Here is a 25346-nt window from a genome sequence, read left to right on the forward strand (position 1 = left end):
TGGTAAAGGTGTAGTGGGGTCGAAATTTTATAGTATTTTTGCGGGATGAAATTTACGCTTCAAGCTCAAGATAAACTTTCCCAAGCACGTGCAGGGGTGATGGAGACCGCCCATGGCAAGATTGAAACCCCTATCTTTATGCCCGTTGGTACGGCGGGAACTGTTAAGGCCGTCCATCAACATGAATTGGTCAATGATATCCAGGCCCAGATCATATTGGGCAATACGTATCATCTTTACTTAAGACCTGGTTTAGATGTCTTGCAAAAGGCAGGAGGACTTCACAAATTCAATGGCTGGGATAAACCTATTCTTACGGATTCTGGCGGTTATCAGGTGTATTCATTGACTGAAGTGCGTAAGATTAGAGAAGAAGGGGTGACCTTTCGCTCTCATGTAGATGGATCTAAGCATCTATTCACACCGGAGAATGTGATGGATACACAGCGTGTCATCGGAGCCGATATTATCATGGCTTTTGATGAGTGTACGCCTTATCCGTGTGATTACAATTATGCGCGTCGTTCGTTGGATATGACACATCGCTGGTTGAAGAGGTGTTGTGATCGTTTTGATAGTACGAAACCTTTATACGGCTATGACCAGACCCTATTTCCTATTGTACAAGGATCTGTCTATAAGGATCTGAGAGCCAAATCTGCTGAAGTAATTGCTTCTTTCGAACGTGAAGGTAATGCCATCGGAGGATTGTCCGTTGGAGAGCCCGCAGAAGAAATGTATGCAATGACAGAAGTTGTAACGGCTATTCTGCCCAAGGAAAAGCCAAGATACTTAATGGGAGTAGGTACACCGATCAATATATTGGAAAATATAGCCCTTGGTATCGATATGTTTGATTGTGTGATGCCAACACGTAATGCGCGCAATGGTATGTTGTTTACACGTAATGGTATTATCAATATCAAGAATGAAAAATGGAAGGCTGATTTTTCACCGATAGAAGCTGAATCGGATCTGATGATGGACCAATTTTATACGAAAGCATACCTTCGGCATTTGATTCGGTCTCAAGAAATCTTGGGAGCTCAAATAGCATCATTGCATAATTTACATTTTTATCTGTGGTTGGTAAAACAAGCCCGCGAAAAGATCATTGATGGCACATTTTATGAATGGAAAGAAAAAATGGTGAAAGTCTTGGGACAACGTTTATAAAATTTGTAAAATTGAACATTATATATGCTGTGAGCTTTTTAGTTTAGAATATGAATATTATAGATCGCTATATTATCCGTAAATACCTGACAACCTTTTTGTTTACGGTCGGTATTTTTATTGTAGTTATCGTGATATTTGATATCTCTGAAAAACTAGATGACTTTTTGAAAAATAAAGCCTCTTTTACACAGGTTTTATTTCAGTACTATGCGTTGGGTTCCGTTCCTTTCTTCCTGAATATGTTGACCCCGCTGATCAATTTTATCGCTGTTATCTTTTTTACATCAAAGATGGCGGATCAGACCGAAATTGTGCCTATACTTAATGGGGGGATGAGTTTCAACCGATTACTGCGACCCTATATGATTGGGGCCTCACTGATTTTTGCATTTACGTTGATATCTAATCTCTATATATTGCCTGTCACCAATAAGTTGAAGGTGCAATTTGAAAACGTCTACGTAAGACCGCATAAGATTAGCACCACGACATCATCGACACACATGCAGATCGACAGTAATACCTATGTGTACATCGACAACTTTGATACGCAAAGAGCTACAGGAACTGGATTTGTGATGGAGAAGTTTGAAGGACGAGAGCTGAAGGAAAAACTCATGGCGGATCGGGTTGTCTGGGATTCGGTAGCAACGAAGTGGCGCATTGAAAATTATACGAATCGTATTATTGATGGGTTGAATGAAGAGATGTTAAAAGGTGAGAAGCGGGATACTACGCTGGATATGAAACCCCAAGACTTCGAGACGTATGATAATATCTTTACGGCTATGAGCACCGATGAGCTGAATGAACGTATATTCAAAGAAGAAACACGTGGCACAGGAATGATGAATGATCTATTGTTGGAGAAATACAAACGTATTGTTCACCCTTTTGCCGCATTTATTTTGACCTTGATGGGAGTCGCTCTTTCTTCGAAAAAGGTACGTGGAGGAATCGGTTTGAGTCTTGGTATCGGGATTGGTCTCAGTTTTGCCTTTTTGGTGTTTAACCAGTTCTCTACTATGTTTTCTTTAAAAGGAGGTCTTCCACCTTTATTGGCGGTGTTGATACCAAGTGTGACATTCTTAATATTAGCCCTGATCTTACTGAAAAAGGCCCCGAAATAGCCCTAACATCATGCACTTTATAACGCGCTATCGCAATCTGCTGATCTTGCATTTTACAGTCCTTATCTGGGGATTTACGGGCGTGCTCGGAGATCTGATTACAGTTTCTGCACTTCATCTTGTATGGTACAGGGTCTTGATAGCGGCTTTTACATTGTTTGTGTATTTTAAGTTCAGTAAACAGCAGCTAGCAGTGCCATGGCGTAAGATGTTAAAGTTTTTAGCTGTAGGTATGATTGTCGGTCTGCATTGGGTATGTTTCTTCCATGCTATCAAAATATCGACAGTCTCCGTTACCTTGGTGACACTATCTTCCTTAACTTTATTTACAGCGATTTTAGAGCCTCTGTTCAATCGGAAATCCATTGCTATAGGTGATGTTATTGTGGGGCTGATTATTATATTTGGTATTTATCTCATCTTTAAGTTCGAATTTCAGTATTGGCAGGGAATTGTTTTTGGCCTGTCTGCAGCATTGTGTGCAAGTTTATTCTCTATTCTTAATTCTAGAATGGTAAAAAAAGACAGTCCTGCGATTATTACTTTTTATGAGATGATAGGAGCTTTTATCGGAGTGTCTATTATTATGCTGGCGTCTGGACAGTTCACCGCAGAAATGAATCTTTCTCCCTCAGATCTGGGATACTTATTTGTATTGGGGAGTGTTTGTACAGCTTTTGCGTATGTGCTTGGAGTTGCGGTGATGAAGGAGTTGAGTGCCTTTACTGTTGCACTGACTACGAATTTAGAACCTGTATATGGTATTTTGCTTGCCATTGCCATTTTAGGACATCGAGAAACAATGAGCATAGGCTTTTACTCCGGAGCCGTGATTATACTTGGTGCAGTGTTTTTATATCCGATGTTAAAAACAGCGCTGGAGAAGAGTAGGTATAGAAAACTTGTTAAAGAATAATAGTTTATTCTGTTTCCTCCTCGCTTTCGGCAATCTGTCCTTTTGGCGAATCGGCATTCGTTGTTTGTTTTTCTGATTCTTCGTTATTGAGTCTGCCTGTTTCTTTGTCATAGCGTCCTGCCAGCTCGTCTATAATAGTGCCTTTCCAAAGTGGGGTACCTGTTAAGTAGGCTGCTCGTCCTATCATGTGTGCTGCGATGGGCGAGGTGATGATTAGGAAGAAGATAATCGCAATAGCTTTCGTGCTGACTGAGATATCAGGAAATAAGATAGCTGCACATAATAATAATAAGCCGACGCCCATAGTAGCGGCTTTTACGGTCACCGATAGGCGTAGATAAAAATCCGGCATTCTGAGGATGCCCAGGGACGCAAAAAAAATAGCAAATGCACCAATCGTGCTCAGTATGGCAATCAATATATCAATCATCTTCTCTTTTTTCTATGTAAAATGAAAAAGCCACAGTGCTTAAGAATGCAATAAGGGCCAATATAATCGCTACATCAAGAAGTACCTTCTGATTGGACCTGATCGTAAAAATAGTAATAATCCCTATCCCTATGGTAATTATCAAATCCAATGCGATTACCCGATCTACAACCCTAGGGCCTTTTACCAAACGAATGAAAACCAAAATCACTGATATGGTAAGGATCGGAAGTATAAAATAATCAAAATATGTGGCTAATGTCATCTTAATGCTTCTAATAGTCGACGTTCTAATCCTGTTTTTGTCTCTTGTACAAACTTCTTGGGGTCATCGAGGTACATCACATGTATATACAAGGTTTTCTTATCTTCACTGATATCTAGAATCAATGTGCCTGGTGTCAGTGAGATCATCATCGATAATAGGTTTATCTCCATTTCAGTTCGTGCATTCATCGGGTACCTTACTACTCCAGGTCGCATAAAGTAACGTGGCGTCATCACGTCATAGGCGACCTGCACATTAGCTTTGATCATCTGAAACAAAAAATAGAACACAAAGCTGACGATCCGCGGTACTTTATAAAAGTATCTTCGGTCGCCATCATTGCGGCTCATGATCCATAGGATGGTAAAACCAAGTAAGAAACCAAATAAAAAGTTGGTATAATACATCGAACCTGTAAGTGCTACCCAGATGAAGGAAAGCAGAAGGTTCATTAAAAACTGCTTAATCATACGCTTAGTTTCGTTTACCTAATACCGCTTCTATATACGGTTGTGTATCTATTAGTTGGTCTGTAATCTTATCGACCAATTGAATAATTATCTCCGAGTTTAAACCAATATATAATGTCGCTAGACCCAATATACCTATGGGCAATACCAGCAATATCTTGCGGACTAAAGGTAAGGGTTCAAATTTGTTTTCTACTATAACTTCGTCTGGGACATTTTTCCAAAATACCTCAGCCCACATTTTTGCAATAACATAGAGCGTGACGAAACTGCCTACGATCAATGCGCCAATGAAAAAGTACTGTGATTGGGTAAAGGCTTCTTGGAATAAAAATATTTTAGGCCAAAATCCAGAAAGTGGAGGGATACCCACTAAGGAAAACAGTACGATAGCAATAAGCAAGGACAGTTTTGGGTATTCGGCGTATAAGCCTCCGTTTTTTTTCATATCCATGCTGCCCCGTAACTGGCCAATTAGACCGGCAATCAAGAACATATTGGTTTTTACCAAGATGTCATGAAATAAGTAGAAGACGGTACCCATTAATGCAACTTTTGTAAACATACCTATACCTCCTATCATAAAACCGATATGGCAGACGATCAAATAGGAGAAAAGTCGACGTATATTAGTCTTTATGAGTGCACCAAAACTTCCCGTGAGTATGGTTAATACAGCAAGCCCGACTAAAAGATCTTTTGTGAACTGATCAGGAATGAATATCAAGCTGAACACACGTATCATAGCATAAATCCCTACTTTGGTCAGCAATCCACCGAATGTAGCTGCTACGGCAGAAGGCGGAGTGTGATAAGAAGAAGGAAGCCAATAATATAAGGGAAATACTGCGGATTTGATTCCAAAACCAAGTAAGAAGAAACAGGCGGTAATACCGACTAGAGGCGAATTCTGTACATCTTTAATCTTGATGGCCAAGTCCGCCATGTTGAGCGCACCCGTCATCCCGTATAAAATTCCGATACCTGTCAGAAAGAAAGTGGAAGCCAGGATATTCATCGCCATGTATTTAACGGCTCCTTCAAGTTGGGTTTTGCGGCCACCCAATGTCATTAGTACAAAGGATGAAATAATGATGACCTCAAACCATACGTACAGGTTGAAAATATCTCCGGTCAGAAACGCTCCGTTGAGTCCCATGACCAGAAAATGGAAAATAGGGAAATAACCGTAATTCATCCGCTGCCTATTGAGGCCTGTAGATGAGAATAAGGATACAGCTAACCCAGCAAACGAAGTGATAAGGACTAGGGAACTGCTGAGCAGATCCGCTACAAATACAATCCCAAATGGAGACTCCCAGTTGGAGGCATTCAGTGTCAGAATTCCGGTCTCACTGACCCTGATCAGGAGACGCAAAGAGAGGATGACAGCCAATAAACTTCCAATTACGCTCATGAAGCGCTGTGTTACGGTCTTTCGCCAAGCGATAAGCTGTAAGATAGCCGTAAACAGGTGGATGAAAACTGGAGCTAATATGTGGTTGTCTATCATATATCTTCTTCCTCAGGGGTATTTAAATCATCTAAATCGTCCGAATCTACCAATGCGTAGACTCTTTTTAATAGTACAATTGCAAAAGCCGTCAAGGCAAAGCTGATCACAATGGCTGTTAATATCAAAGCTTGAGGGATAGGATCAGCGAATACATCTTGAAATAACTTGGCGTCTTCGTCGATAACTGGTGGCTTACCTTTGGTTATCCCAGCAAGTAAAAAAATCAAGATATTAGCCCCGCTACCCAGTAACATGATCCCTAGCAAGAGCTTAACCATACTCCTGCGGAGAATCAAATAGACTCCTGCTGCATAGAGAAGACCAATTAATATAATGAGCAATAGTTCCATCAGTTGTTTTCCTCCTCGTTGTTTAATGCGATGGTAAACAGAATAGTCAATACCACTCCGATGACAACTAAATAGACCCCCAGATCAAAAAACAGAGAAGAGCCTACCATACCGATAACGGGTACGGGGTGCTCAAACCATAATCCGGTCATAGGGGGGAGGCCAAAAGCCATAGGCGTGACCATGCTGATGGTCGATAATGCCAACCCTATCGGAATCAATGATAGTGGTTTTCTCTTGAGTAGTTTCATGGTTTGTGCAGTTCCATTTGCAAAACTATGTAATACGAAAGCTATGGAAGCGACAAGCCCTCCTACAAAACCTCCTCCAGGGTAGTAATGTCCCCGCAGAAGTAGGAAGAAGGAGAATAGTAGTAATATCGGAAGCAGGTACTTGCTTGCAGATTGTAAGATTGGACTTTTCATGTTATTCTCTCTCAGACGATTTTAAGCGTAAACGGATCAAGCTGTACACCCCTAGCGCTGCAATACTCAGTACAACGGTCTCGAACATGGTATCGATTCCCCTGAAGTCTACTAGAATTACGTTGACGACATTCTTTCCCTTTGCCAGGAGATAGGCATTCTCTCCATAAAAATTAGAAACCTCTCTCGATATTGGTTCAGACCAGGCTTTCAAAGCAATCAATGATAAGGTGACACCAAATCCAAGGGATATGAAGGCATCACGGTAAAGGATTTTTTTACTGGCAAAATTGATGAAACCCGGTAATTTATAAAGTACGAGTACAAATAATACGGTCGATAGGGTGTCGATCGTAAACTGTGTCATGGCCAGATCAGGCGCACTGTATATGACAAATATTAAACAGATACAATACCCAATGACACTCATAGATACCACCGAGGTGAGCCGAGAAGGAGTCGTCACGATGATATAAAGTGCGCCAATTAACACGGCTACAATTACGACTTCGTAGATATCTGGATAAGTAAGCATCCATACATCCAGTTTAATAGGTCCGCTGACCCATAATTTGTAAGCGAGTAAGGCTTCTGCAAATAGGATGATCTTAAGATGATAGGAACGAAGATAGCCGTTGTGGAATAAGTTGGTAAACCATGTTGCAAAGCGGACGATATCATTTGCATATCCCGTTATAATGCGCTGAGGCGAAATGTGATCGAATTTTGCAAGTTTATTGAGTTTGGCTATACTGGGTTTATTGAAGAAATAGACTAAGGTCCCCAACAGTAATGTCGCAATACTCAATACTAAGATTATATTGAAATGCCAGATTTGTAGATGTTTGCTGATGAAAACTGCTGCTAGAGAGCTTGCTGCAGGCATACTTATATAGTCGCCGGCAAAAGAAGGAAATATGCCGAATAGAAGCCCTAAGACAGCCAATATAAGTGGCGGGATCCATAGTGATCTGCTCGGAAGATGTACATGTTCCAGTGTAACAGGTAGTGTACCTACAAAAGGTTTGATTCCTGCCATAAAACCAGCGGCGACCAAACCAATGTTGGTTAAGATAGCCAGACCCGTAAGCACCCATATATAATCAGTCAATGGACTGTGTAGGGTCGCTTCGTAGACCAAGTCCTTACCGATAAAGCCAAGTGTAAAAGGAAGTCCGGCACTTGACAATGCGGCGAGTGCTGCTGCTACAGCAACTGGCGGCATGACCTTCTTTAACCCTGCTAAGACGGTGATATCCCGTGTGCCGGTTTCGTGGTCGATAATGCCTGTAACCATGAATAGGGTTGCTTTATACAAGGCATGAGCCAGTAAGAAGACCATGGCTGCAATGAAGGCGTCTTGGGTGCCTATTCCTATTAAAAATGTCAATATACCCAGTGCAGAGATGGTCGAATAGGCCAATATACCTTTTAAGTCAATACGGAAGAGTGCGTGTATAGCGGCATAGAGCATCGTGATTCCGCCAACGGTCATTAATGTGTAATTCCAATAATCGGTGCCGCCCAAGATGGGAGTGAAACGAGCTAGAATATAGATGCCGGCTTTAACCATGGTTGCCGAGTGCAGGTATGCCGAAACTGGCGTAGGGGCTTTCATTGCACCCGGTAGCCAAAAATGAAACGGAAACTGTGCTGATTTCGTAAATGCTCCAATGAACAATAGGCAAATGACAAGAGGGTATAAGGGATGATCGAGGATGAGTGTTTTGCTGTCGATCATGGCAGATATACTGAATGTACCAGTAATATTGGCCATCAAGATCAAGGCCGCTAATAGGAAAAAACCGCCTAAACCCGTTATGCTAAGTGCCGTCAGTGCACTCTTTCGAGAATCTATATTGTCGTTGTTAAAACCAATGAGAAAGAATGACGATATGCTCGTCAACTCCCAAAAAATGAAGAGTAGAATGATATTATCCGATAGTACGACGCCGAGCATTGCCGACATGAACAAAAACAGATAGCCAAAGAAACGATCGAAATAGATATGCCCCTTTAGGTAGGAGCGTGCATAGATGAAAATAGCGGTACCTATTCCGGTAATCAATAACGCAAACAAAAGCGAAAGTCCATCGAGCTTAAGGTCAAAATTGACCCCCAAGGATGGTACCCAATTAAAATGTTGTGCCAGTTGATTGCCACTTGCAATCCAGGGTACTTGCGCTGCGAAAAATGAAAATAAAAGAGCTGGTAAAATAGGAAGGAGAAGACTCCACCTAGATTTTAAATGTTTGCCGGCGAAGACAATTAAACATGATGAAAATAATCCCGATAATAAAGTTAATAGCATCTATCCCCTTTTTCTGAAAGTGTCTATTTATTGATTTTGTATAAATCAATGGCACCAAAGTCCGCTCAGTAGCTGTGCTCCATACTCCAGTGTCATTAAGGCCCTTCATGTCTTTGACTTCACTCCGAGGGAGTGCGAAAGTTTATGCACATTAATGGAAAGTCATAAAAATAGTAAAAAAACCTTGATTTTTTTTATGTTTTTGAAGAAAAACAGGAGGGAGAAATGAGAAGGGAGTCCTTTTGGACTCCCTTCGGTACTTATTTTTTGAATTCTTTGGAACCTTCTATAATTGCGTCCACTACGGTTGGATCCTGTAGTGTCGAGGTGTCCCCTAGGCTGGATAGTTCGCCTTCGGCTACTTTTCGTAATATACGGCGCATGATTTTTCCTGATCTTGTCTTAGGAAGGTCAGTTACAAACTGGATGATATCCGGTTTTGCGATAGCGCCGATAAGACGTGTTACCGTTTGCAATATATCTTGGCGTGTTTTTTCTGCATCGATATGGTGATTGGCGATTACGTACGCATAGATACCTTGTCCTTTTACCGGATGCGGGTAACCTACGATAGCTGATTCTACCACGTCGGCGTGCATATTGATGGCATTTTCTACTTCTGCAGTTCCGATACGGTGACCTGACACGTTCAAGACATCGTCTACACGACCCGTAATGCGGTAATATCCTTCCGGGCTACGGTAACAGCCGTCACCTGTGAAGTACATATTTTTATAAGTAGCAAAGTATGTCTGTCTGCAGCGCTCATGGTCTCCCCATGTCGTACGTAACATACCAGGCCAAGGGAATTTGATGCATAGATTTCCAGAAACATCATTTCCTTCAATCTCTTTGCCATTTTCATCCATTAAACAAGGCTGTACTCCTGGAAGAGGAAGCATGGCATAACCCGGTATTTGAGGGGTGACGCCTGCAATAGGCGTGATCAGGTGCCCCCCATTCTCTGTTTGCCACCATGTATCTGCAATTGGACATTTACCTTTACCAATTTTATCGTTGTACCAATTCCAGGCTTCTTCGTTGATAGGCTCTCCAACCGATCCCAATACGCGGAGCGAAGAAAGATCTTTGTTGTCTACGTAGCTGTCTCCAAATGCCATTAACGAACGGATTGCTGTAGGAGCAGTATAGATGATGTTGACTTTATATTTGTCGACGATATCCCAATACCTACCGGCATCAGGGAAGGTAGGTATACCTTCAAACATCAACGAGGTCGCTCCCTGTGATAATGGCCCGTATACAATGTAACTATGACCTGTGATCCAACCAATATCAGCCGTACAAAAATAGACTTCACCAGGTTTGTATTGGAACGTGTTGGCAAAAGTATAGCCCGTATAAACCATATAGCCCGCAGTCGTGTGTACTACGCCTTTTGGCTTTCCTGTTGAACCGGAGGTGTATAAGATAAATAGCGTGTCCTCCGAGTCCATTTCTTCAGCAGGGCAAGCAGGATTTCCTTGTGTTTCTACCTTTTTGATCTCGTCTTCCCACCATACGTCGCGACCTTTGATCATGGAGATCGGTGTACGTGTACGGGTAAGGACGATTACCTTTTCTACAGATTTACACTGCATCAGGGCATCGTCTACTATTGATTTAAGCTCTAGTGTTTTGGTGCCACGGAAGCCTCCATCGGATGTGATGACTAGTTTGCACTCGGCGTCATTGATACGATCTGCTATGGATTGAGCGGAGAAACCGCCAAAAACAACAGAATGGATGGCTCCGATGCGCGCGCAGGCTAATACTGCGATTACCAATTCGGGAACCATTGGTAAATAGATACAGACGCGGTCGCCTTTACGTACGTTATTATTCTTTAGTACATTCGCGAACTGTTCTACTTTGCTTAAGAGTTGTTTGTAGGTTAGGATGCGATGTGCTTCTGATGGATCATTGGGCTCCCAGATAATCGCGGGAGTATCTCCATTTTTGTAGATATGACGGTCTAAACAGTTTTCAGTAATATTCAGCTTACCGCCATCAAACCATTTGATATTCGGCTCTGTGAAATTCCAGTTAAGAACATTGTTCCACTTTCTTTTCCAGAAAAAGTTGTCTGCTATTTCTCCCCAAAATTGCTCGGGATTGTCGACGCTTCTTTTATAAGCATCCTGATACTCCTCAAAGTTTTTAATTTGAAAACTCATTTCTTACTTCTAATTTTTAGTATAGGTCTATTATTATTATAATTTTGTTATTCAAAACAGACATCGATTTATTTGGAACTGTAAAAGAGCCTGTTGTAGGGCTAATTTAATTTTTTTTGCAATTAAAAACTAATTTTTATCACAAGAAGCACTTTAATTTGTACAACCAATAGTGGGGAAAGATAAGTATGCAATTACTGCGGAGAATATATCACTTCATCATTTTTAGCAATATTTTGATTGCATCGGCGGCTATAGCACAATGTCTTCTGACCTACCTTGTGCTGGGGCTACCGTCTAGTTGGTATGTGATAGGTATCGAAGGCACAGCCACACTGTTGCTTTATAATTTCAGTTTGTTTTTATCTAAACCCAAAGATCCGCAGGCTTCACCTTATTTGCGTACCCGCTGGGTTTTTGGACATGAGTACATATTTTGGATCAATAATATTGTTGCTCTAGGATTCCTCCTTTTTTGTTTAGGAAATGTCCATGTCTTTACCTGGTTGTTTTTGAGCTTCGTGGGGATAGTGAGTGTGGGGTATAGTTTGCCAGTTTTTCGCTTTTTCGGTAAGCGGGGCGGTCTACGGCAGATTCCGGGGTTGAAGCTTTTTCATATCGCGGTGGTGTGGTCATTGAGCAGTGTCGGACTGCCCGTGGTAGAATCGTGGGCCACAGCCGTTCCAATAGATTGGGGACAAGCCAATACACTCGGTTTATTAAAAATCCTTTTCTTACTGATCTGTACACTGCCCTTTGATATTAGGGATATGAAGCAAGATTCTTATTACCATCTGAAAACCATACCGCATCTTATTGGGGAGTATCGCGCCAAGTGGCTTTGTTATATTCTTGTAGCTATCCATATCGGCTTGTTATGGGTGGCGCCCTTTGCCTCCCTGATTAAGGAAGGAATGATGCTGACGGATATCCTGATCGGAATAGCGTTGTATGTTGTTCTATTTAGAAAAAATGTGGGCTATCATCAAGTGTATCTACTCGATATAGCCCTTTTGGTACAGTATTTTTGCGTAGTACTATTTCTGTACTAAGGCTAATATTTTATCAGCAAGTACGTCCGATAATTTGTAATAGCTTTCAAACGTCCAGCCTGCGACATGAGGACTTAGCAATACATTGTCCCGGCTAGCGAGGTCTGCATACCAGTCTTCTTGGGACAAGGCAGGAAACTTTTCGACAGGGAGCACGTCAAATGCCGCTCCTATAATTTTTCCATTGTCTAAGTTTTTCAGTACAGCAGGGATGTGAGCGATTCCACCACGAGCCCCCATTAAGAAGAAAATAGGTTTGCGAAAATGGAAAAGATATTCCTCGTCAACCATGCCTTTCGTCTCCCGGGTTAATGGAATATGAAAACTTAAGACATCGGCCCACTTGACAACTTCCTCCATGGATACTTCTGTTGCATATTCATCCGAAAAACCTGTTTTATATTTGTCATAGGCCAAGACCGTAACGCCAAAACCAGAAAGTTTTTTTGCCATAGCTTGTCCATTGTTGCCATAACCTATGAGTGCCACGGTACGTCCCATGAGTTCGTAACCTCGGTTTTCTTCCCTTTTCCATGTTCCATTGCGGATTTCGTTGTCACCTCGGTTAAGGTTGTTCATTAGACTCAGGAGCATGCCGATCATGTGTTCGCCGACGGCATCTCTATTGCCTTCATTTGCGGATAGCAGGTCTATTCCTTTAGAAGTGGCGTAGATTTCATCAATATTGTCCATTCCTGCGCCCGAGCGACCGATAAATTGCAGCTTAGCGCCGAGGTCTATGAACTTTTGGTCTACTTGAAATTTTGAACGGATGATCAGGCCTTCATATTCGCCAATTAGTTGTTCGGCTTCTTCGCGTTTGATGTCCGGTTGGTAGTTGTACGAAATATTGTTTTTATCAAGTCTCTCGAGCAGTATGTGGTGTATGTCGTCTACGATTAGAATGTTCATGTTTTCTCTTTTAATGTTGGTTGAAATATCCATGCTTGTGCTTCGCTAAATGGGATTATTTCATTTTATGATCTATTTATCTGCATAAAGTCCTTGGACAGTAATTTGGATAAACTATGTTGCTTTATACGATTAGGCAATCCTTTGGCTAAGGTATTGCGCAGCGTGATTAGAACAGGATTTTCCCATTGGGCGACCTGGCCAATTTGTCTTGATGTTTCAGTGATGTACCTGGTCCGTTCGAGCCTTCTTTTCTCAAAAGAACGAAAGGCTTCCACCATCGTTTTGTTTTGTTGAAGCTCGTCGATGAGTACGGCTACATCCTCTATGGCTTGACAAGCTCCTTGCCCCATATTGGGAGTAGTGGCATGGCCTGCATCGCCAATGATCAGAATATTGTCGTATGCGAGGTGCTGCAGCGGTTTAATGTCGATAATGTCGCTCCAAATCAGATTTTTATTTTCGGTGGCCTCCAGTATTCTTGGTATCGGATCGTGATAGTGCTCAAAACGATGATATAAGTCTCCGGCTGTTGTGTTTTTGAACAAGGGACTATTGGCAGGACCATTGACACAGGCGTACCAATATATTCTATTGTCCACCAACGGAGTGACGCCAAATCGACCTGCTCGGCCCCATGTCTCGAAACCGGTGTCGAGTTGGATGTCCGTATTGTCTATTGTCGCCCGCCAGCATGTATATCCTGCATAGCGGGGTATTGAAGATGGGACGAGCTGTTGTCGCAAGCGGGATTTAACACCGTCTGCAATAAGGAGGTATTTTGCGGTATATGTGCTTCCATCGTCAAAGAAGACCCGAACTAAGTTGTCTTTTTGCTCTAATTTTTGTGCTCGTTTTCCCAAGACCACATGAGCAGGCTCTATTTTAGAAAGAAGATGAGCATGGAGATCTGCACGGTGTATCGCAAAGTTTTTCTGACTGTATTGTCTGGCGATACGTTTGGTGTCGGGGCTGAAGAGGATATCGCCTCGTTCACTGCGGATATTGTAGTTGTCAATGTAGTATCCGAGCTCTTCAATCTCTGTTTTTAATCCCAGTATATCCAAGGCTTGCATCGCATTGGCTGCTAAGCCAAATCCAGCACCTATGCCGTGTAGGAGTTGGCTTTGTTCGAATAATCTAAAATCACGGTTGATTGATTGGAGAGCGATGGCTGCTGTAAGGCCAGCAACACCTCCACCTATAATTAGAAATTCGCTGTCCATAGTATGTTACAATTATCTAGAATTTGCTATTTCGTTGGTGAGCTGTACGAAGTCTGCTACAGTAAGACGCTCTGCCCTTAACTCATACAAGGGGTTGTCGCTCATTTTATCCTTTTGAACTACGGCTGATAAGGCATTTCGAAGTGTCTTCCGGCGTTGATTAAAACCTGCTTTTACCACTTTCCAAAACAGTTGCTCATCGCATTCTAACTTTTTTACCTGGTTGCGGGTCATACGCATGACCCCCGAAAGGACCTTTGGCGGTGGGTTGAAGGCTCCAGCCTTGACCGTGAAAAGATATTCTACATCATAATATGCTTGCAGAAAAACACTCAGTATGCCGTATTCTTTACTGCCAGGTTTAGCGACACAGCGTTCGGCAACTTCTTTTTGAAACATGCCCGCCATCTGTACCACACGGTGTCTCTCATCTAAAATCTTGAAAAGAATCTGTGACGAGATATTGTATGGAAAATTGCCGATAATGGCCATTTTATCGCCAAAGTATTTGGAAAAGTCCAGCGCTAAAAAGTCACCATGAATCAGGCGATCGCCAAGTTCGCTGTATTTGTCTGTCAAGAATTCAATGGATTCGTCGTCAATATCGATAAGAAAGGTTTCATATTCCTCCTTTTGCAACAGAAAATCCGAAAGCACTCCCATACCTGGGCCTACCTCCAGTACCTGCGAAAAGCCCAACGATGGCGTTAAAGCTTCAACGATGCGCTGTGCTGCATTTTTGTCGTTCAGGAAATGTTGGCCGAGATGTTTTTTAGCGCGTACTGTACTCATGTGAAATGTCAAAAAGTGAAATGTCCGAAAACCCAAAAGTAAAAAGTAAAAAGAATAAAACCGTCATGAATCTTTAAAATAAAGAGTCCTGTGTGTTATTGTTTTGGGTGTAAATGGATATTTTCGGGATCGGAGTGTTTTTCCTTGCCTAATTTTTGTTACTTTTGAGTATAAAATGCTTTATTGAAATGAGTGAAAAATTAAAAGTAGGTATCAGTATAGGTGATTTAAATGGAGTCGGAATGGAAGTGATTATTAAATCACTGATGGATCCTCGTGTGTTGGAATATTTTACACCTATCGTTTACGGTAATACTAAGAATGCATCATTTCACCGTAAAGCAAACAATATCAATGATTTTAGTTTTAACGTGATTCAGACGGCCGATCAAGCCAATGCAAAGCGCCCCAATATTATCAATTGTTGGCAGGAGGATGTCAAGATTACGTTGGGAGAGGAGAACGAAATAGGAGGTAAGTATGCCTTCATTTCCCTTGATAGAGCCGTTACTGATTTGAATGCAGGACATATCGATGCATTGGTCACCGCGCCGATCAATAAGCATAATATACAGCAAGAAGGCTTCAGGTTCCCGGGGCATACCGAGTACTTACAAGAGAAAGCAGGTGCCGATGATGTGCTTATGTTTATGCTTTGTGATGATTTACGTGTTGGTGTTGTTACGGGGCATGTTCCAATAAAAGACGTCGCTGTTCAGATTACGGAAGAAGCAATTTTGAAGAAGCTGAGGCTGATGAATAAGAGTTTAAAGCAGGATTTCTGGATTCAAAAGCCCAAGATTGCTGTATTAGGATTGAATCCACATGCAGGCGATAATGGTGTCATTGGTACAGAAGATGAAGAGATCATTCGGCCGGCTCTTGCAAAAGCAAATGCAGAGGGAATTCTCTGTTTTGGACCGTATCCTGCCGACGGATTCTTCGCATCGGACACCTATCTCAAATTTGATGCGGTATTGGCCATGTACCACGATCAGGGACTTATTCCTTTCAAGCATATTGCGGATCGCAAGGGCGTGAATTATACGGCAGGCCTCCCTATTGTGAGGACCTCTCCAGACCATGGAACCGGATACGATATAGCTGGGAAAAATTTAGCATCACACGAATCTTTTTTAGAGGCTATTTTTACGGCTGTACATATTGTAAGGAATCGTAGGGAGCAGGCCGAATTGAGTGCGAATCCACTGGCGTTCCGCAAACTCTCGCGAGACAGAGACTAGATATATCACATAATTTACTCTGTTAATAGTTCAGAAAATTCTTTTAAATTAAGTACTTTTGTAACTTGTTAGACCTCTAGGTCTGTATGCGCAAGCTATGATAGAACAATTACAACACCCTATATTTTCCATTATTAGAGACTTGGCCGATAAAACGGATACTGTCTGTTATGTTATTGGGGGCTACGTGAGGGACAGACTGATGGACAGGCCTTTTAAATATGATGTGGATATTCTGGTGATTGGGTCAGGTATTGAGTTTGCCACTTTGTTGGGTGAACAATTACAGACTAAGGTTGCGCTCTACAAATCCTTTGGAACGGCTATGTTGGTATACGATGGACTCGATATAGAGTTTGTGGGAGCCCGAAAGGAATCGTACCGAAGAGATTCCAGAAAGCCTATTGTGGAGGATGGAACATTGGAAGATGATCAAAATCGGCGTGATTTCACGATCAATGCCATGGCCTACTCGTTGAATGGGGCTACTTTTGGGCAGTTGCTCGATCCCTTCCATGGTGTGGCAGATATACAGGAACGCATAATACGTACACCTTTGGACCCCAACGATACGTTCTCTGACGATCCATTGCGAATGATGCGGGCTATTCGATTTGCCACGCAGTTGAACTTTCGCATCGATATTAAAGCTATTCAGGCTATTGTCGACAATAAGGAACGCATCAAAATCATATCAAAAGAACGTATTACGGACGAGCTTAACAAGATCATCCTATCGCCTAAACCTTCTGTGGGTTTTCGCTATCTTTTTGACACTGGATTGTTAGAATTGATATTTCCTGCGATGCAACAGTTGTATGGGGTCGAAGTGATCGAAGGTCGGGGACACAAGGATAACTTTTATCATACGCTGGAGGTGCTTGATAATGTGGCAGAGCTGTCTGATGACTTATGGTTGAGATGGGCAGCTATTATGCATGATATTGCCAAGCCTGCAACAAAGCGCTTCGATAAAAAGGCAGGATGGACTTTCCATGGGCATGAAGACAAGGGAGCACGTATGGTGCCCAAGCTTTTTGCGGAACTAAAATTGCCCCTGAATGAAAAGATGAAATTCGTACAGAAATTGGTACAATTGCACCTTCGGCCTATTGTGTTGGCACAGGATATTGTAACGGATTCGGCGGTACGCCGTTTATTGTTCGAAGCAGGGGATGATATTGATGCATTGATGCTTTTATGTCATGCTGATGTGACCACGAAAAATGAGTTTAAGAAGAAAAAGTATAGGGATAATTTCGAGCTGGTCAAACAGAAGCTTAAAGATGTAGAGGAAAGAGATCATTTGCGAAATTGGCAACCTCCCGTCACAGGAGAAGATATCATGCATGTCTTTGGCTTGGGACCGGGAAAACAGGTGGGAATCATAAAAAATGCGATTAGAGAAGCTATATTGGAAGGTGATATTCCAAACGAGCGTGAGGCAGCATATCAGTTTATGGTAGCTCGCGCTAAAAAACTCAATTTAGAACCAAAAGAAACATTGTCCTTAGCGACATCAAAATAAATTATATTTTTACATTTGGATAAGCACAAGCTTATTTTCAACTTTGATTATGGCTATTTATAGATTTAGAGTAACATTTGAGGATTATGAAGATGTATATCGCGACATCGATATGCCTTCAAAAAGTACGTTCATAGAACTGCATCACGAAATCCATAAGAGTACGGGGTATCAAGCAGATGCGTCTTCTTCTTTTTACGTCAGTAATGATCAATGGAAAAAAGGAACTGAAATAGCACTTATGCCATCTTCACGTAAGATCGACGCGGGGGTACTGCTGATGGAAGATATCCGACTGAGTAAATTTATTGATGATCCACATCAGAAATTTTACTACATCTATAATTTTGATCGTCCTTATGATTTTCATGTCGAATTGATAAAGATTTTAAAAGAAGAAGAAGGAAAGGAGTATCCATCTATCTTTAAATCGGTGGGGCAGGCTCCAAAAATGATTGCTGCCGCTAATTTTCCTGTCGCTAGCGAAGAGGAAGATGACGAATATGTAGAGGAAGTAGAAGGTGCTGAAGAGTATGGCGTCGATGAGGAAGACGATTATGAAACTATGGATGGGGATGACGAAGAAGAGGGAGATGAAAATCAGGAGGATTTCGGTGCTGCCGAAGATGATTATTAATCTATAGTGGGTACACAACATAAAAAGACTTTAGTCGTAGTGGTAGGACCTACAGCGGTAGGTAAGACAGCTACGGCTATTTTTTTAGCGCAACATTTTGGTACGGAAATTTTGTCCGTCGATTCACGACAGTTTTATCGGGAAATGACGATAGGAACTGCAAAGCCTGATTCTGAAGAATTAGAAGCAGCAGTTCATCATTTTATTGATTCCCATTCGATAGAGCAAGAGTATTCTGCCGGTGATTATGAAAGGGATGCGCTACAGCTTTTAAGCGTGCTCTTCCAAAAACAGGATGTGGTGGTCGCGGTAGGAGGCTCTGGACTATTTGTTCGAGCATTGACAGAAGGCCTTGACGATTTGCCCAAGGCGCCGGAGGGCGTACGAGAGCGGTTGAACGCTCAGCATGAGAAAGAAGGTCTTACAGGCCTCCAACAACGCCTTTTAGAAGTAGATCCTGTTTACTACGAGATGGCTGATATTGATAATCCCCAGCGTGTGATACGTGCGCTCGAAGTTTATGAGACTACGGGCAATCCCATGTCTTATTATCAAAGAAATAAAGTGAATGAACGTTTTTTTGATGTAATCACTGTTGGGTTAAATATGGAACGCGCACAGCTGTACGAACGGATTAATGAACGTGTTGATAGGATGCTTGAGGCTGGACTGGAAGAAGAAGTGAAATCTTTATCTGACTATCGTAATAAGCCCGCACTGCTGACTGTTGGCTATGCAGAAATGTTTGATTATTTTGATGGGAAGATAGCTTTGGAAGAGGCCATTGAAAAAATCAAGCAAAATTCAAGACGTTATGCAAAACGTCAGATTACCTGGTTTAAAAAGTACGGTAATACGACTTGGTTTGATCCGACTCAACGCGATTCGATTATCCCATTTATCGAAGGAAGGTTGAGGGGATAGTTTCACCGCCTTGTCTAACTGCTGATGATAGCTATAAAGAAAGCCGAAGGATCGATCCTTCGGCTTTCTTTATAATAAGAATATTACGGTCATTAGACCATAAAGTTCCATCCAAATGAATCTTCAATCTTGCCATAGCGCAACTGATTCAGATAGTCTAAAACCTTTAAAGAGAATTCGCGACCTTCTACCGGAGGTAAAGTATAGTCTTGCCCGTTGAATCCAATACGGTCGATATGTGTAATCGTTGCTGCAGTTCCTGCCGCAAAAGCTTCGGTCACCGTACCATTTTTAATTCCTTCGATAAGCTCTTCCACAGATACTTTACGTTGCTCGGTTTTGTATCCCCATTTTTCAGCGAGTTCCATGATGGTACGACGTGTTACACCATGTAGGATCGTGTCTCCGTGCGGCGTGATAATCGTATCGCCTATACGGAATATTAGATTGGCTGTTCCTGCTTCCTCAATGTATTTATGCTCCGCAGCATCGGTCCACATGATCTGATCGTAGCCTTCGTCGTTGGCCAATTGAGTCGGATACAGGGATAATGCATAGTTACCCGCATTTTTAGAGAAACCAACACCGCCTTCGGCAGCGCGGGTATAATGCGTTTCTACTTTGAGCGATATAGGTTTGCTGTAATAAGCACCTACTGGGCAGGTAATGATGACAAATTTATAGGAAATGGACGGGTGTACACCCAATGCTGCTTCTGTAGCAAACATAAATGGGCGAATATATAGCGCAGTTCCTTCTTTTGAAGGGATCCAATTACGGTCTATATCTAACAGTTTTTTTAATCCACCCAAGAATATATCTTCAGGTACTTCCGGCATTTGCAGGCGTGAAGCTGATTTGTTGAAACGCTCCCAGTTTTTGTCCGGACGGAATATACTGACCTCGCCATTTGCGAATTTATAACCTTTTATTCCTTCAAATATGGCTTGGCCATAATGTAGGGCAGACATAGATGGGCTTACAGTGATATCGCCGTATGGCAGGATGCTGACATCAGTCCATTCTCCATTGTTGTATTCGGCCACCAGCATGTGGTCTGACATGATCTGTCCGAATTTTAAATTGTTAAAGTCTACTTGCGAGAGTCTTGATTCTTTAGTTGGCTCTACGCGAATTGAAATTTGGTCTGTCGCGCTCATATCAATGATATAGTTTTTGAAAGTCGCAAGTTAGGAAAAAAATATGTGGATTTTCTTTCATTTAGTGGGTAACAAAAAAGAAATAGTTCTGATATATCTACAAAGGTTCGTATCTGCGGAAGGATCGTGCCAAAATCGTAAACTAAAAAAAGAGGTATATGAAGAAACTTTTACTCGTATTAATGTTATTTGGAATCACATTATTCGCATTTGCACAGGAGGGGCAAAAAGGAGACCTCCAGATAGGCGTCCAAGGCGGAGCCAGCTTACCTATTCGTAATTATAAGACGCTTGGCGAAGCAAAAACGGGATTTTATTCTGGACTGTTCATTGACAAATACTTTAATGGAAATAGGTTTGGACTGGGAGTTGATGCCCGTTATATCCGCAACGATTTGTCGAAGATGGATAGCTTCCACTTTGAAAATGGACATATATCGACACTTTATAAGAATAGTAGCCGTTTTCAGGATTATCTTTTTACCATAGGCCCGAGCTACAGGTTTGCCAGGGATAGGTTTCATATAGAAGCTTATGTGCGGGGCGGTATCATGATGCAGTATTTTCCAGCGTACGAACGTACATTGACTTATTCGGATACCAGAGGAACTTATGATTACATTATTAAAGCCACTGAAAATGATGTGACGAACAAAGCGAATAGTTGGGCAGGGCTTGGAGGCCTACGGTTCAATTATAAGTTGAATACCAATTTGGCTCTGTTTGCACATATGGATTACGTGCAGAGCTTTGGGACAAAGTTTGGTAATGAGCCCAGTCGATTTGTGGTGAAGGAGAGTGTGCCTACAACGAATCCTATAGCTACCTCAACCACAATAAAGGGGTACCTTGATCATTATGAGGAAGTGCCTGCTGTCAAGAATACACTTCATCAAACTGTGCATGCCGGTGTAGGTATAAAGTATATTTTCTCCAGATCGAAGCCAGAGAACGTGGCACTCATCGCGCCAGGCAATGACCGATATGACGAAGTGGTCAAAGCTAAAGTTGAAGCCAAGGATATACAGATCATGGTTCGTGATAAGCAGACAGATTTGGCGTTGAGTGGTGTTATTGTGTCTATAGAGGGCTTGAATACAGATGAAAAGTCTACTACGGATGCCAATGGGTTGGCAAGCAAGTTGGTGGGGGTTAAGAGTGGCGTCTATCGGATAGTAGGCGAAAAGAACGGTGTGAAAACCCCTCTTTTAACATTGACGGATGCTGACTTTGGTACCAACAGTAATGTTATTTTTAAGGAAATATTTCATGACGATCCCCGCTTTACATTGATAGGCGAGACATTTGACTGTACATTAGAGCGCAATTTGTCTCATATCAATACGGTTTTGACGAATAGTGGCACACGAATGAACTCGAGCCAAATATCGGATGCCGAAGGTAAATTTATATACCAACTGGATGCACATTCCGATTTTACCGTGATGGCGAATCAAAAAGGACAATACTCACAAACAGAGATCGTAACAACGAAGGGACTGGATCGTGGACAGACCTTGTATGTGACGCTAAAGCTAGGTGTTTGTGAATTGGAAAAGGACGGTACTTGGATTCTTAAAAATATACTCTACGATTTTGATAAAAGTAATATTCGGTCTGATGCAGCGCTGGTGTTGGATAATGTAGTTGCCGTAATGAAACAAAATCCCAGCTTACGGATTGAGTTGTCGAGCCATACCGATAGTCGTGGAGATGGTAATTATAATTTGAAACTTTCGCAACGACGTGCTGATGCTGCTGTGGCCTACTTGACCAATAACGGTATCGACAAGTCTAGGCTGATTGCAAAGGGATACGGAGAATCAAGATTGATCAATGCATGCGGGAATGGTGTGGATTGCTCAGAAGAACAACATCAGGAGAATAGAAGGACAGAAATCAAAGTTTTGGATTATGTCAAGTAGCGAATTCGTATCGCCAAACGTTTAGATAGTGTCAATATACTTAGAACTATGAATAATCCCTGTAACAGATTGATCAGTAGATGTATTTGGTTGAATTAGTTGTAGGGTAACCGATAAAAATAAAATTATATACCTATGAAAGAAAATTTAGAAGAAAGCGCTTTGTACAGCGACGACGATTACAAACAGATGAGCTTATTGGGGTTTATAGCGGGTTTTTTTGTTTTTATATTTGACCGTTTTGTAAAACCTTAAAGCTAAGGGGTATTGTAAAGCGATAAGGATCAGTCCCGCTATTCCCCACATATAATAGGATAGGTTTGAAGGTTTCTTCAAACCTATCTTGTTTCCTATTCCGGTGTAGTTGATGTTGGCCCAGTACCATGGATTTTGCTCTACTGGATTTGCGTTAAGCAGATACGTGCGCTTGGCTTCTCCCAGCGCACAGATAGGGTCCTTCGTATGATATAATGCTTTGTAGAATGAGGCCGTGAGGTCCAACATAGTTTGGTCGTTGGCAAACCAGAAAGTAGAGATTACTGAAGGTACATTCTTGCTTAAAAATACGCGCTGTATACTTTCGGTCCCCTCTGAGGGCAGAGGTCTTCCATAGCCGGTATTACAGGCTGACAGAAATACCAAAGGTGTTTTCATTTCATAAAAACGCAATTGGTTTGTAGATATGACCTGATCTAAATAGATCACAGGAGCCGCAGTTGTATCTAAGATGGTATGAGCTGCTATATGGACGATATCAGGATGAGCAAATCGTTCTCGTATAGTAGCATCATTTTGCTTTTCGGGGCTGATGCGCTGTGCCGAGAAATGACTATCAATGTTGTCAACCTCTTTATCCACAAATTCTAGATTGGGGAGCGGGGATGGGTACTGTGAACGATAAAGTACGGTTATCGCTGATTCCTCTACGGTTTTATTGGTAAGGAAATCAAACAGCAGAAAGGAATTCAAGTAGGCAAAATTATGCTTTTTAACCAAAAAGTCGCCGTTGTATAGTGCGTCAAATGGAAAACCATATAATTGAGCATCCAGTGAGACGAATATATTATGTTGGGCACCTTCGATGTGAGGGAGAAGTTCGTCTGTAAGATATTGCGCTTTTTTATAATATTCTTCAGGATTTCGATTATAGTTATTGGGACTATCTCCAAAATAACGTGCCTTGAAATCCAAGAGCTCATTTAAGGGGGCTGCCGTTAAACCTTTTTTTAGAGTGATATCCTGTTCTGATTTATGAATGACGGTAATACTACTGTCATGATGTATGAAATAGGAATAGAAGTCGCTATTAGGTCTGTTTAAATGTTTTAAAAAATTTTCTTTTTGAGGTTCAAATTCTATTGCTTCAAAATATCGTTCCGAAAGTTCGAATTCTATCATTACTTTTTTGAGGCGTGCGGATAGCTTTGTCTTTTCAGTGGCATCAGTCGAAATATCTATTTTGTGGTAGATATCACGAATGGTCTGCATGCCTAATTTTGTTTTTTCGGAGGCGTGGCTCCAACTTTCCGACCGGTTGATTTCATTGATTAGCAATCGAGCTTTGCTCAATTCAATGCACCAAAGAAGCTGTTGTACCACTCCTTTTTGCCGACTCAAATTTGGTTTGCTCTCGATCAGGGTGACTATGCTTTCAATAATTTCTTTATTGAGAATATTGTTTCTCAGCTGATCCCGCCCACTGGCGATTAATTGCTGGGTCCGGAAGTCATTTTCTATAGCCCATTCATAGTAATAGAGCGCTGAATCCAATTGTTCTCGGGCGGAAAGGATGCTGGCTTTGCCCAAAAGGGCTTGGGTATAGGTATAATCTAATACGTATGACTTACCTTGTGGCTTGAAGTAGGAAAGGGTCTTTTCGTAGGTTTGTAGCGCTTCGGGATAGAGTTGTTGAGCACGTAGAATATCTCCACTCATCAAGGTGAGTTTGGCTTTGAATCTGTTTTGTGCAACAGGAAATTTTTCCTCCACTAAGTTTATAGCTTGTAATACTGGTTTATTGTCCTGTTCTAAATTTCCTTTTAATCCCAGCGCTGCAATATACCACAGCATGGTATCGCCCTGTAGCTGACTCTTCTCAAAGCCTCTTAATGCCAAGTTGTTATAGCGTATGCTTTCTTTTTCATTTTGCTCTTCCTGGTATACCGAAGCTAGGGTGTTGTACAACAAGGCGTTTGATAACGGGCTCGCAGGGTATTGCATTGCCCGAAAGAGGACCATTTTTGCACTGTCCAATTCGGCATTGTACAAGTAGGCATTCGCCAGATTGTTACTGAGTCCGCTCAGTTCGTTGATATTCTTCGTGTCCTGTAGTGCCTTTTGTAAAAGTGATATTGATTTTTGGGTGTCGTTTATCCGTACGTATAGATTGGCTAGGGGTTTTATAATTTCCGTATTTACATCCCGTATTTGGACAGACGTCGACTGTATATAATTATAGGCTTTTTCATAATATTTGACACTTTCTAGGTTGTCTCCATGCTGTAAAAGGCCATATCCCATAAAAATAAGGCCATAGAGATACAGCTCTTTTTGGTAATTGCTCTCCGGACGGACCGTTAGTTGGTTAAAGAAAGAGTCCGCATTATTGATATATGATTCTGGCTTTTCATAAGCGATCCCTTCAAATGCTTCAAAAATAGAATCCAGTTGTTCCTCTGTAAAAGATGGTGTTGAACTTTTATCGACAGGAGGAGAAGGACTGTGGCATGAAGCTAGGAATACGATATATGCGGATAACCATAGAAAGCGCATGA

At 41.8% G+C, this 25346-nt stretch carries 22 protein-coding genes; 9 read left to right on the top strand and 13 right to left on the bottom strand.

Features of this window, described 5'->3' with window-relative positions; genetic code table 11:
* The first annotated feature begins 45 nt into the window (after positions 1-45).
* The 3 genes from tgt to M472_RS25645 are packed head-to-tail and all read left to right on the top strand — an operon-like array spanning position 46 to position 3225.
* Complete coding sequence (gene tgt, locus M472_RS25635) at positions 46-1176, top strand: tRNA guanosine(34) transglycosylase Tgt (RefSeq protein WP_021068682.1); 1131 nt, start codon at positions 46-48, stop codon at positions 1174-1176.
* A gap of 50 nt (positions 1177-1226) precedes the next feature.
* Complete coding sequence (locus M472_RS25640; protein ID WP_021068683.1) at positions 1227-2309, top strand: LptF/LptG family permease; 1083 nt, start codon at positions 1227-1229, stop codon at positions 2307-2309.
* Between the two features lie 10 nt (positions 2310-2319).
* Positions 2320-3225, top strand: a complete 906-nt coding sequence (locus M472_RS25645; protein WP_021068684.1) for a DMT family transporter — start codon at positions 2320-2322, stop codon at positions 3223-3225.
* A 4-nt stretch (positions 3226-3229) separates the two neighbouring features.
* On the opposite strand, the gene mnhG is transcribed toward M472_RS25645, so the two are convergent.
* The 8 genes from mnhG to acs all read right to left on the bottom strand — a co-directional run bounded on the left by mnhG (position 3230) and on the right by acs (position 11172).
* Positions 3230-3655, bottom strand: coding sequence for a monovalent cation/H(+) antiporter subunit G (gene mnhG, locus M472_RS25650; protein WP_021068685.1), 426 nt, complete (start codon positions 3653-3655; stop codon positions 3230-3232).
* Entirely contained in the window at positions 3648-3920 is a 273-nt protein-coding gene (locus tag M472_RS25655; RefSeq protein ID WP_021068686.1) for a monovalent cation/H+ antiporter complex subunit F, read from the bottom strand. Before M472_RS25655 ends, mnhG begins: the two co-directional genes overlap by 8 nt.
* Positions 3917-4393: a Na+/H+ antiporter subunit E gene (locus tag M472_RS25660; RefSeq protein WP_031301307.1), complete on the bottom strand. Its 477-nt coding sequence runs from the start codon at positions 4391-4393 to the stop codon at positions 3917-3919. Before M472_RS25660 ends, M472_RS25655 begins: the two co-directional genes overlap by 4 nt.
* 4 nt (positions 4394-4397) lie before the next feature.
* Entirely contained in the window at positions 4398-5906 is a 1509-nt protein-coding gene (locus M472_RS25665; protein ID WP_021068688.1) for a proton-conducting transporter transmembrane domain-containing protein, read from the bottom strand.
* The gene (locus tag M472_RS25670; protein WP_021068689.1) at positions 5903-6259 is read right to left on the bottom strand and encodes a Na+/H+ antiporter subunit C; all 357 of its coding nucleotides are present in this window, start codon (positions 6257-6259) and stop codon (positions 5903-5905) included. The genes M472_RS25665 and M472_RS25670 overlap by 4 nt, the downstream gene beginning before the upstream one ends.
* Positions 6259-6684, bottom strand: a complete 426-nt coding sequence (locus tag M472_RS25675) for a Na+/H+ antiporter subunit B (RefSeq protein WP_021068690.1) — start codon at positions 6682-6684, stop codon at positions 6259-6261. The genes M472_RS25670 and M472_RS25675 overlap by 1 nt, the downstream gene beginning before the upstream one ends.
* A 1-nt stretch (position 6685) precedes the next feature.
* Complete coding sequence (locus M472_RS25680; RefSeq protein WP_021068691.1) at positions 6686-8995, bottom strand: putative monovalent cation/H+ antiporter subunit A; 2310 nt, start codon at positions 8993-8995, stop codon at positions 6686-6688.
* A 260-nt stretch (positions 8996-9255) separates the two neighbouring features.
* Entirely contained in the window at positions 9256-11172 is a 1917-nt protein-coding gene (gene acs, locus M472_RS25685; protein WP_021068692.1) for an acetate--CoA ligase, read from the bottom strand.
* A 188-nt stretch (positions 11173-11360) separates the two neighbouring features.
* Here acs and M472_RS25690 point away from each other — a divergent pair, with 188 nt between their 5' ends.
* Positions 11361-12224, top strand: a complete 864-nt coding sequence (locus M472_RS25690) for a UbiA prenyltransferase family protein (RefSeq protein WP_021068693.1) — start codon at positions 11361-11363, stop codon at positions 12222-12224.
* Here M472_RS25690 and M472_RS25695 read toward each other — a convergent pair.
* The 3 genes from M472_RS25695 to rsmA form a co-directional block, all read right to left on the bottom strand.
* Positions 12210-13136 carry an NAD(P)-dependent oxidoreductase gene (locus M472_RS25695; protein WP_031301308.1) on the bottom strand — a complete coding sequence of 309 codons (927 nt, stop codon included), beginning with the start codon at positions 13134-13136 and terminating at the stop codon, positions 12210-12212. The two genes, M472_RS25690 and M472_RS25695, sit on opposite strands and share 15 nt — an antisense overlap.
* A gap of 65 nt (positions 13137-13201) precedes the next feature.
* Positions 13202-14362 carry an FAD-dependent monooxygenase gene (locus M472_RS25700; RefSeq protein ID WP_021068695.1) on the bottom strand — a complete coding sequence of 387 codons (1161 nt, stop codon included), beginning with the start codon at positions 14360-14362 and terminating at the stop codon, positions 13202-13204.
* A 12-nt stretch (positions 14363-14374) separates the two neighbouring features.
* The gene (rsmA, locus tag M472_RS25705; protein ID WP_021068696.1) at positions 14375-15154 is read right to left on the bottom strand and encodes a 16S rRNA (adenine(1518)-N(6)/adenine(1519)-N(6))-dimethyltransferase RsmA; all 780 of its coding nucleotides are present in this window, start codon (positions 15152-15154) and stop codon (positions 14375-14377) included.
* A 188-nt stretch (positions 15155-15342) separates the two neighbouring features.
* On the opposite strand from rsmA, the gene pdxA reads away from it, so the two are divergent.
* From pdxA to miaA, 4 genes are all read left to right on the top strand, one after another.
* The gene (gene pdxA, locus M472_RS25710; RefSeq protein ID WP_021068697.1) at positions 15343-16398 is read left to right on the top strand and encodes a 4-hydroxythreonine-4-phosphate dehydrogenase PdxA; all 1056 of its coding nucleotides are present in this window, start codon (positions 15343-15345) and stop codon (positions 16396-16398) included.
* A gap of 97 nt (positions 16399-16495) precedes the next feature.
* Positions 16496-17926, top strand: a complete 1431-nt coding sequence (locus M472_RS25715) for a CCA tRNA nucleotidyltransferase (protein WP_021068698.1) — start codon at positions 16496-16498, stop codon at positions 17924-17926.
* Positions 17927-17975: 49 nt separating this feature from the next.
* Complete coding sequence (locus tag M472_RS25720; protein WP_021068699.1) at positions 17976-18563, top strand: IS1096 element passenger TnpR family protein; 588 nt, start codon at positions 17976-17978, stop codon at positions 18561-18563.
* 6 nt (positions 18564-18569) lie between these two features.
* On the top strand, positions 18570-19487 hold the full coding sequence (gene miaA / locus M472_RS25725; protein WP_021068700.1) for a tRNA (adenosine(37)-N6)-dimethylallyltransferase MiaA: 918 nt from the start codon (positions 18570-18572) through the stop codon (positions 19485-19487).
* A gap of 92 nt (positions 19488-19579) precedes the next feature.
* Here miaA and M472_RS25730 read toward each other — a convergent pair whose 3' ends face one another.
* The gene (locus M472_RS25730) at positions 19580-20647 is read right to left on the bottom strand and encodes a branched-chain amino acid aminotransferase (RefSeq protein WP_022829245.1); all 1068 of its coding nucleotides are present in this window, start codon (positions 20645-20647) and stop codon (positions 19580-19582) included.
* Between the two features lie 158 nt (positions 20648-20805).
* Between M472_RS25730 and M472_RS25735 the strand changes: the two genes are divergently transcribed.
* The gene (locus tag M472_RS25735; RefSeq protein WP_022829246.1) at positions 20806-22572 is read left to right on the top strand and encodes an OmpA family protein; all 1767 of its coding nucleotides are present in this window, start codon (positions 20806-20808) and stop codon (positions 22570-22572) included.
* A 195-nt stretch (positions 22573-22767) separates the two neighbouring features.
* Here the strand turns inward: M472_RS25735 and M472_RS25740 are convergent, their stop codons facing one another.
* A complete protein-coding gene (locus M472_RS25740; RefSeq protein ID WP_021068703.1) occupies positions 22768-25344 on the bottom strand; it encodes a CHAT domain-containing protein in 2577 nt (858 codons plus the stop codon).
* Positions 25345-25346 lie beyond the last annotated feature (2 nt).

Origin of the sequence: Sphingobacterium paucimobilis HER1398, from assembly GCF_000416985.1 — a bacterium.
GTDB classification, from domain to species: domain Bacteria; phylum Bacteroidota; class Bacteroidia; order Sphingobacteriales; family Sphingobacteriaceae; genus Sphingobacterium; species Sphingobacterium paucimobilis.

Bases quoted from the DNA above. Each gene is read 5' to 3' on its own strand.
- pdxA (WP_021068697.1), top strand. From the start codon at position 15,343: ATGAGTGAAAAATTAAAAGTAGGTATCAGTATAGGTGATTTAAATGGA.
- M472_RS25680 (WP_021068691.1), bottom strand. From the start codon at position 8,995: ATGCTATTAACTTTATTATCGGGATTATTTTCATCATGTTTAATTGTC.
- M472_RS25735 (WP_022829246.1), top strand. From the start codon at position 20,806: ATGAAGAAACTTTTACTCGTATTAATGTTATTTGGAATCACATTATTC.
- mnhG (WP_021068685.1), bottom strand. From the start codon at position 3,655: ATGATTGATATATTGATTGCCATACTGAGCACGATTGGTGCATTTGCT.
- M472_RS25655 (WP_021068686.1), bottom strand. From the start codon at position 3,920: ATGACATTAGCCACATATTTTGATTATTTTATACTTCCGATCCTTACC.
- M472_RS25695 (WP_031301308.1), bottom strand. From the start codon at position 13,136: ATGAACATTCTAATCGTAGACGACATACACCACATACTGCTCGAGAGA.
- M472_RS25740 (WP_021068703.1), bottom strand. From the start codon at position 25,344: ATGCGCTTTCTATGGTTATCCGCATATATCGTATTCCTAGCTTCATGC.
- M472_RS25645 (WP_021068684.1), top strand. From the start codon at position 2,320: ATGCACTTTATAACGCGCTATCGCAATCTGCTGATCTTGCATTTTACA.
- M472_RS25675 (WP_021068690.1), bottom strand. From the start codon at position 6,684: ATGAAAAGTCCAATCTTACAATCTGCAAGCAAGTACCTGCTTCCGATA.
- M472_RS25730 (WP_022829245.1), bottom strand. From the start codon at position 20,647: ATGAGCGCGACAGACCAAATTTCAATTCGCGTAGAGCCAACTAAAGAA.
- rsmA (WP_021068696.1), bottom strand. From the start codon at position 15,154: ATGAGTACAGTACGCGCTAAAAAACATCTCGGCCAACATTTCCTGAAC.
- M472_RS25720 (WP_021068699.1), top strand. From the start codon at position 17,976: ATGGCTATTTATAGATTTAGAGTAACATTTGAGGATTATGAAGATGTA.
- tgt (WP_021068682.1), top strand. From the start codon at position 46: ATGAAATTTACGCTTCAAGCTCAAGATAAACTTTCCCAAGCACGTGCA.
- M472_RS25640 (WP_021068683.1), top strand. From the start codon at position 1,227: ATGAATATTATAGATCGCTATATTATCCGTAAATACCTGACAACCTTT.
- M472_RS25690 (WP_021068693.1), top strand. From the start codon at position 11,361: ATGCAATTACTGCGGAGAATATATCACTTCATCATTTTTAGCAATATT.
- M472_RS25715 (WP_021068698.1), top strand. From the start codon at position 16,496: ATGATAGAACAATTACAACACCCTATATTTTCCATTATTAGAGACTTG.
- acs (WP_021068692.1), bottom strand. From the start codon at position 11,172: ATGAGTTTTCAAATTAAAAACTTTGAGGAGTATCAGGATGCTTATAAA.
- M472_RS25660 (WP_031301307.1), bottom strand. From the start codon at position 4,393: ATGATTAAGCAGTTTTTAATGAACCTTCTGCTTTCCTTCATCTGGGTA.
- M472_RS25700 (WP_021068695.1), bottom strand. From the start codon at position 14,362: ATGGACAGCGAATTTCTAATTATAGGTGGAGGTGTTGCTGGCCTTACA.
- M472_RS25670 (WP_021068689.1), bottom strand. From the start codon at position 6,259: ATGGAACTATTGCTCATTATATTAATTGGTCTTCTCTATGCAGCAGGA.
- M472_RS25665 (WP_021068688.1), bottom strand. From the start codon at position 5,906: ATGATAGACAACCACATATTAGCTCCAGTTTTCATCCACCTGTTTACG.